Genomic DNA, 6,741 nt, shown 5'->3' with positions numbered 1-6,741 from the left:
CACTTCGACGTGCTACCGATTGGTGTAATGCACTACCACGCAAAATTCTGAACTACCGGACACCGCAAGAAGTCTTCATTGAAGAAGTTAATAAGTTACTGGGTTTTTAAAAGTGTTCAATTTCATATTGCAATTTACTAAAAAAATAAAAATTCAAATATTCACCACATTTTGCGGTATTGTGTGTACGATTATTATACAAAATAACAGTATTCCATTTTTTAACACATTTTTGCGAAATTTGAATTTTTTATTCTACTTTTAACAATTTTTTGTTATAATTGGTATAATGATTAATCATAAAACCTCAGTAAGTTCTGTGTTTATCATGAGTTTTAGTTATTTGTTGTATTACTATTTTTTAATCCTTTTGTTTTGTACGCCCATACAAACAGAAAAGAGAGAGGGGTGTCAACGATGCCAACCGGTAATTTTAAGACAGAAACAACCATGATTAATGAGATCATGCGTGATTTTACAAACATTACGGAATTAGCAGCCGTATATGTAGATTTGCGCGGTCGTGTGCTTTCGTGCAAATACAACTTCAGTAATTTTTGCAAGTATATTCGCAGTCATCCTACATTGTCGCGCCTTTGCGCCTATTGCGACGCCTATGGAGGCCTTGAAGCCTCCAAAGGACAATGCCCGTCTGCTTATCGCTGTCATGCCGGCATTGTAGACTTTTCTGTGCCCGTAATTCATGAAGGTCATCTACTGGGCTTTATTTGTGCCGGCCAAACAGCCGTAACGGATCCGCAATTACCGCAAATTGCAGCGCGCAGTGATTGGCAAAACGACACAACGGCTAAAATGTATTATCGTCAATTGCCTATTTATTCTACGGAAGAAATAAATAGTGCCTCTAAAGTATTAAACCTTATGGCCGGCCATTATTTCCCTGACATATTAAATCGCAGTCTTGATATTCCGGAATTACAAAGCAGTAAATCCGATGTGCAGCATCATATGAAGACGGCATATCGCCCTGAAATTAAACGCGCCCTCGTTTACATCGACAAGCATTTAAACAACAATCCTTCATTGCGGGATATTGCCTCCCACGTCTACTTAAGTGAGTCTTATTTGTCCAAAATTTTCAAACAGGAAACGGGCATGTCACTCGTGCAATATATTAACGAACGCAAATTGGAACAGGCCAAATTGATGCTCCGCGGTTCCGACTCATCTATCGAATCCATTGCTCGTAATCTGGGCTATAATCGAACCAGCTACTTCTGCAAGGTTTTCAAAGAAGCTACTTCGGAAACACCGCATTCCTATCGTCGTAAATACAGATATTAATTAGCTTTACATACTAAAAGCAGTATTTAACTCAACATGAATTAAATACTGCTTTTTTTGCTAACCGTAAACCATTATTCAATTTATACTTCATTTTATAATTCAATTTACAATACAATTGACAATTTAATCTACAATGCAATTTACAAAACGAGGAGGTCCTATGATTAATAAAGAACGCCTATTAGCACATCTCAACGCCATGCAAGCCAGCAGCACCATCGAAGGTGTACCGGGTATCAATCGCATTGCCTTTACCGATGAGGATTGGCAGGGTCGCGAATACCTCATTGATTGTCTAAAAAAATTAGGTCTAACCTTACGTTATGATGACTTCGGCAATGTCATCGGCCGCTACGAGGGCGAAAATCCCGATGCCCCGGCCATCATGATGGGTTCGCATACCGACAGCGTGCCCCAAGGCGGTAACTATGACGGTCTTGCCGGTATCGTAGCTGCGTTGGAAGTCGTTACAGACTTACACGAAAACAAGGAGCGCCTCACCCATCCACTGGATATATTTTTATTTATGTGCGAAGAATCCAGTCGCTTTGGCAGTGCCACTTTGGGCAGTCAAGCTATGCGCGGTCAGCTAAGTATTGAACGATTACAGTCTTTACAGGATAAAAAAGGGAATAGCTTATACGAAGTACTCAAATCACGCGGTTTCAATCCCGATAACATTCCCCAAACAAAATTTACTACCCCACTCAAAGCTTTTTTAGAGCTACACATTGAACAGGGTATCGTCCTCGAAAAAACCGGACACACGATTGGGATTGTTACGGGCATTGCCGCACCGACACGCTACAAAGTGCACATTCACGGCACAGCCGGTCATAGCGGGGCCACACCGATGAATCACCGCCACGATGGTCTGTGTGCCGCCGCCGAAATCATCCTCGCCGCCGAACGCATTGCGCAAAAGAGTGCGCCCATACCGGTCGTAGCTACTGTAGGCGTTATTGAGGCCACACCGGGTGTTATGAATGTCATCCCCGGCGAAGTCACCTTAGGCCTCGATATCCGCAGCATCTCCGCAGAGGCCAAAGAGCAAGCGACTGAGGCCATCCTACAATCCATCAAAGAAATTAGTCACCAACGAGAGATTCCTATCGATACCGCTTTGATTGCCAATGAAATGCCGCTCATGATGAAAGAATCGATGATACATGCCATGGAGTCGGTAGCCCAAGATAAAAATTATAATTACATGACCCTCCCCAGCGGCGCCGGTCACGATGCCATGAACTGGGGTGATTACACCGATGTGGGCATGATTTTCATTCCTTGCGCCGGTGGCGTAAGTCACAATCCGGCAGAATCCATTACAATTGAAGATTTAGTAACCGGCACAGAATTTTTGAAAAACCTAATCCTATATTTAGATAAACAGTAATATACAAAATTTTCTATACATTTATGCATTTTGTAGAGTATATAAAAATGTCCTTATATACTCTACTTTTGTTTATTTTATTGTGTTTTTAAGGTAACTACATTTGTTTTTATGTGTATAATTAATTGTATTTTATGCACAAATAAACTACATATAGAATTTATAATATAATATATTTTATAAGAATAAAGGCATGAAGTCTAATGTATATCGCCTTAAATGCATTCTTATGATTTTTGTATACATAGAAATTTACTGAAATTTTATTGTATTTTTACGCAATCACATAGTATAATATTATCAAGTTGAAATATTTATTAAAAGGAAGGGCTTTTTCAATCAGAAAACTCTCCTTCCGTACTCATCATTTTCCAGTTTCATAATACCGGATGCCATCATTATTCCAATTAATTCAACTACTACGGTTACCCACCTGTATTATGAAGCCCCTTTTAATAAAGGAGTCAGCTTGCTTAAAGGAGGCGTTGTTTATGGGCGCAGAAGTCTTGACAGTCAAAATCAGTAGCGTACAAGCGGTCGCACTCGCATTTGTGACGTATTTCATCGGTTTATGGATCAAAAACCGAGTTCCCGTATTTCAAAAACTCAGCTTACCGGCTGCGGTAATCGGTGGTCTACCATTCGCTTTTATCCTTTCCGGTTTGCGTGTATACGGAATTCTACAAGTAGATTTTGACAACACCTTATCTACCGTAGCCCTCTTAGTATTCTTTACCACCATCGGTATGATGGCCAGCTTAAAACTCATCAAATACGGTGGCTTAGCACTTATTTTATATTTAATCGTATCCTCTATCCTCGGCTTTGTGCAGAACTTGTTGGGTATGTCCATTGCCGGTGCCATGGGCATTGACTTCCACTACGGTATTTTGGCGGGTGCCGTTTCCCTCATGGGTGGTCTCGGTACCTCGGCAGCCTTCGGTCCATATTTTGAAACCACTTACGGTATTCCGGGTGCCACAACCGTTGCCATCACAGCAGCAACCTTCGGGATGGTAGTAGCCCTCGTACTCGGTGGACCTTTCGGCGAATTCTTAATTAAACACTACAAAATTAAAACTCCGGGTACGCAACATATTGATCCGGCAACAACACCAAATGCAACTAAAAATATTCCGGCAGCCGATGCTGATAATCCGGCAGCAGCTCAATTAGAACCTCATGTATTCGATATGTCTATTCTTGAAGAAGAAGAAACAACCGACGTAAACGGCGTATTAAAAGCAGCCGGCTTCGTATTCGTAGCCGTAGGTCTCGGTGCCGTACTCAGTGCGTACCTCAACACCATCATTACCTTACCGGCTTACATCGGTGCCATGCTCGTAGCAGCTGTTATCCGTAACATCGGCGATTTCTCCGGTATGTATCGCGTACAGGGCGGCGGCCTCAATGTAGTATCCGAAGTTGCCTTAACAGTATACGTTACCATGGCTATCAACAGCTTGAAACTCTATGAATTGATTCACTTGGCTTTACCGCTCGTAGTAATCCTCATTGCTCAGACACTTCTCATGATTGTCTTTGCATGGCTCGGTTACTTCTTACTCTTTGGTAAAAACTACGACGGCGTTATGCTCGGCGTCGGCGGTATCGGTTTTGCCATGGGTGCTACAGCTAACGGTCTTGCCAACATGCAGTCCTTGGCTGAAAAATACGGTCCGTCTCCTAAAGCATGGCTCATCGTATCACTCGTTGGTGCCTTCTTGATTGACTTCGTCAATGCCATTATTATTACGTGGATGGGGACTTGGTAAGAGCGGCATAAGGTTCGTCCTTAAGCCCCTGATGGGCTCTACATCATAGCTAAAAACAGCATAAACTTATAAAGAATGGAGAGGTTCCACATCTAAGGCTTGGTTTTGCAAGCAAAAAAGACCCTTAGATGTGGACCTCTCTATTTCTTCTTCCCAGAGTACTTTATGTCTGTTTTTAGCGACGCAGAGCACTCCATCAGGGGCTTTGCGCAAAGAACTTTATGCCCGTTCTTACCGGCGTTGGAGGAGAGAAAGGCTTGGTTTTACAAACCAAAATGTTCTTAGGACCTTAGACCTATCGGGTTTCTTGCGCCCAGAGAACGTTACGCTGTTCTTAGCGACGCAGAGTACCTCATCAGGGGCTTTGCGCAAAGAACTTTATGGCCGTTCTTACCGGCGTTGGAGGATAGAGGGGAGGTTTCTGCAACGCAGAAACCTCCCCTCTTCTCCCTCTCCCCGTTATAAAACGGCGAGAGGTTTTCTGCGAAAAGAAGGCCGTGATGCAATTTCTGAGGGTCTTTTTGCTGTGCAAAACCAAGCCTTAGAAATTGCATCACGGCCTTCGCAAAAAAGCTCGCGTGTTTTACTTAACTAATAAAATTACTATTGGCAATGTTATGGCCGAGAATACGGTGCTCGCCACGACGAGTTGGGTGGCGTATTCGGTTTCAGTTCGCAATACGCCTGCGATAAGTGCGGTAGTTACGCCGGCCGGCACGGCCGCAGAGATAACGAGAACTTGCATAACGAGTTCCGAAACGGGGCCGGCTATGAGTTCATAGGGCCAAATAACGAGCCAAGCCATCAGCGGACCGATGATTAGACGGACGGCACTGCCCCACATAACGTCACGATTAAAGAAGTTGAACGGGGTTCTGGCCAGTTGTACGCCCAAAGTAAAGAGGGCGACCATGACGAGCGCATTGCTCACATTGGTAAGGACGGGCCAAAAGAAGGTTTGATCCACGGGGATTTTACCGAAATTACAGATTAAAGCTAAGGCTACGGCGTAAATAATCGGCATTTTAAAAACCAGTTTAACCGCATCCATACTACTCATTTTGCCCTGTCCGGCAAAATAGAAACCAAGGCTGTTAGTCACGATGTTTTGCCAAACAAAGACAACGATTTGAATCGCTATGGCCGCCTGCAACCAGATAGGCGCCCCATCTTGTAAAAACGGCTCATTGGAATAGATAAAAACGATGAGTGGCACCCCGATATTACCGCAGTTGTTAAAGAGTACGGCATTGCGGAAGATGCCGGATTTTTCACGGGAAAAGCCCAGCGTTTTTTCAAAAATCAAACTAGTCAGCCAAGTGGCCACAAAGCCAATCACCGTGAGCCACACGACTTGAGCGCTCTCAGCGGTTACATGGTAGCTATAGGTATTGGTAAACAAAAATGCCGGCGCCACCACATAGAAGTTCATTTTACTGAGTGTATCAAGGTCCATGTGGAATTTTTTATCCATAAAATAGCCGATGAGGACCAATAGCAAAATAGGCAGAACCGTCGTCAGGAAAATATGCAGAATCATTTATTACTTGGCACCCCACACTAAATTATACAGGGATTCGCCGATAGTGCCGGCCTGAATGGCGGCCGGTTTGGAATCATAAGTGTATTCGCTTTTATCGTAAGCGATACCGGTTTGATGGAAATATTGCATGTCCAAGGTTTGGATAGTGCGTTCATTTTTCTTGATTTCCATTTTTTCAAAATAATAATCCCCACCCGGTTGAATTACACGGATCCAAAGTTGGGCTACATCGTCTTCTTTGTCGACGCTGCTGTTGTCGATAGATGTTGTGTTATCATGAATGTCGGCACCTACATAGTACCAATAATCCGCGGCCTGTACCGGCGCTAACAAGGATAGGCTCAAGGCACCTACCAGGCCTAACATGGCCAATGTTCTATTCAGTAGTCTCATAATTAGCCTCTTTCTATATTAATTAAAACCTAAATAAATCAAAAGTTACACGCTTAAATGTTCATACTAAACTATATCGATTTGTTTAGCATACACAACATTATACCCACTTAGACTGAGTTTTCAAGTCTAAAAAAGTGAAAATGGTCTGAACCGCTATCATTCAGACCACTACAAAAAGCCACAGTAAGCCGTAATCTGTAGTGACCCCAAAAAGTTAGACTTTTATTTCCGAGAAGCCTGAATAGGTTTCTCGGAATTTTTTATGCTACTGTATTCTTTAAGCGATACTTTACCGGACTTAGCCAATTCAACTTCTCTTTTAT

General features: G+C 42.9%; 5 protein-coding genes. 3 read left to right on the top strand and 2 right to left on the bottom strand.

What is annotated here, in order from left to right:
• The first annotated feature begins 450 nt into the window (after nucleotides 1–450).
• From E7204_RS03835 to E7204_RS03825, 3 genes are all read left to right on the top strand, one after another.
• Nucleotides 451–1,305, top strand: coding sequence for a PocR ligand-binding domain-containing protein (locus tag E7204_RS03835; RefSeq protein ID WP_295181707.1), 855 nt, complete (start codon nucleotides 451–453; stop codon nucleotides 1,303–1,305).
• A 163-nt stretch (nucleotides 1,306–1,468) separates the two neighbouring features.
• Nucleotides 1,469–2,704, top strand: a complete 1,236-nt coding sequence (locus E7204_RS03830; RefSeq protein ID WP_295181706.1) for a M20 family metallo-hydrolase — start codon at nucleotides 1,469–1,471, stop codon at nucleotides 2,702–2,704.
• Nucleotides 2,705–3,195: 491 nt separating this feature from the next.
• The gene (locus tag E7204_RS03825; RefSeq protein ID WP_295181704.1) at nucleotides 3,196–4,479 is read left to right on the top strand and encodes a sodium/glutamate symporter; all 1,284 of its coding nucleotides are present in this window, start codon (nucleotides 3,196–3,198) and stop codon (nucleotides 4,477–4,479) included.
• Between the two features lie 583 nt (nucleotides 4,480–5,062).
• On the opposite strand, the gene E7204_RS03820 is transcribed toward E7204_RS03825, so the two are convergent.
• Together E7204_RS03820 and E7204_RS03815 are read right to left on the bottom strand one after the other, a co-directional pair.
• Nucleotides 5,063–6,019 carry an AEC family transporter gene (locus E7204_RS03820; protein ID WP_295181702.1) on the bottom strand — a complete coding sequence of 319 codons (957 nt, stop codon included), beginning with the start codon at nucleotides 6,017–6,019 and terminating at the stop codon, nucleotides 5,063–5,065.
• 3 nt (nucleotides 6,020–6,022) lie between these two features.
• Nucleotides 6,023–6,415, bottom strand: a complete 393-nt coding sequence (locus E7204_RS03815) for a hypothetical protein (protein WP_295181700.1) — start codon at nucleotides 6,413–6,415, stop codon at nucleotides 6,023–6,025.
• Nucleotides 6,416–6,741: the final 326 nt, after the last annotated feature.

It is taken from the genome of Veillonella sp. (assembly GCF_015058545.1).
Classification (GTDB): Bacteria; Bacillota; Negativicutes; order Veillonellales; family Veillonellaceae; genus Veillonella_A.
This window is presented reverse-complemented; position numbering and strand designations above follow the sequence as displayed.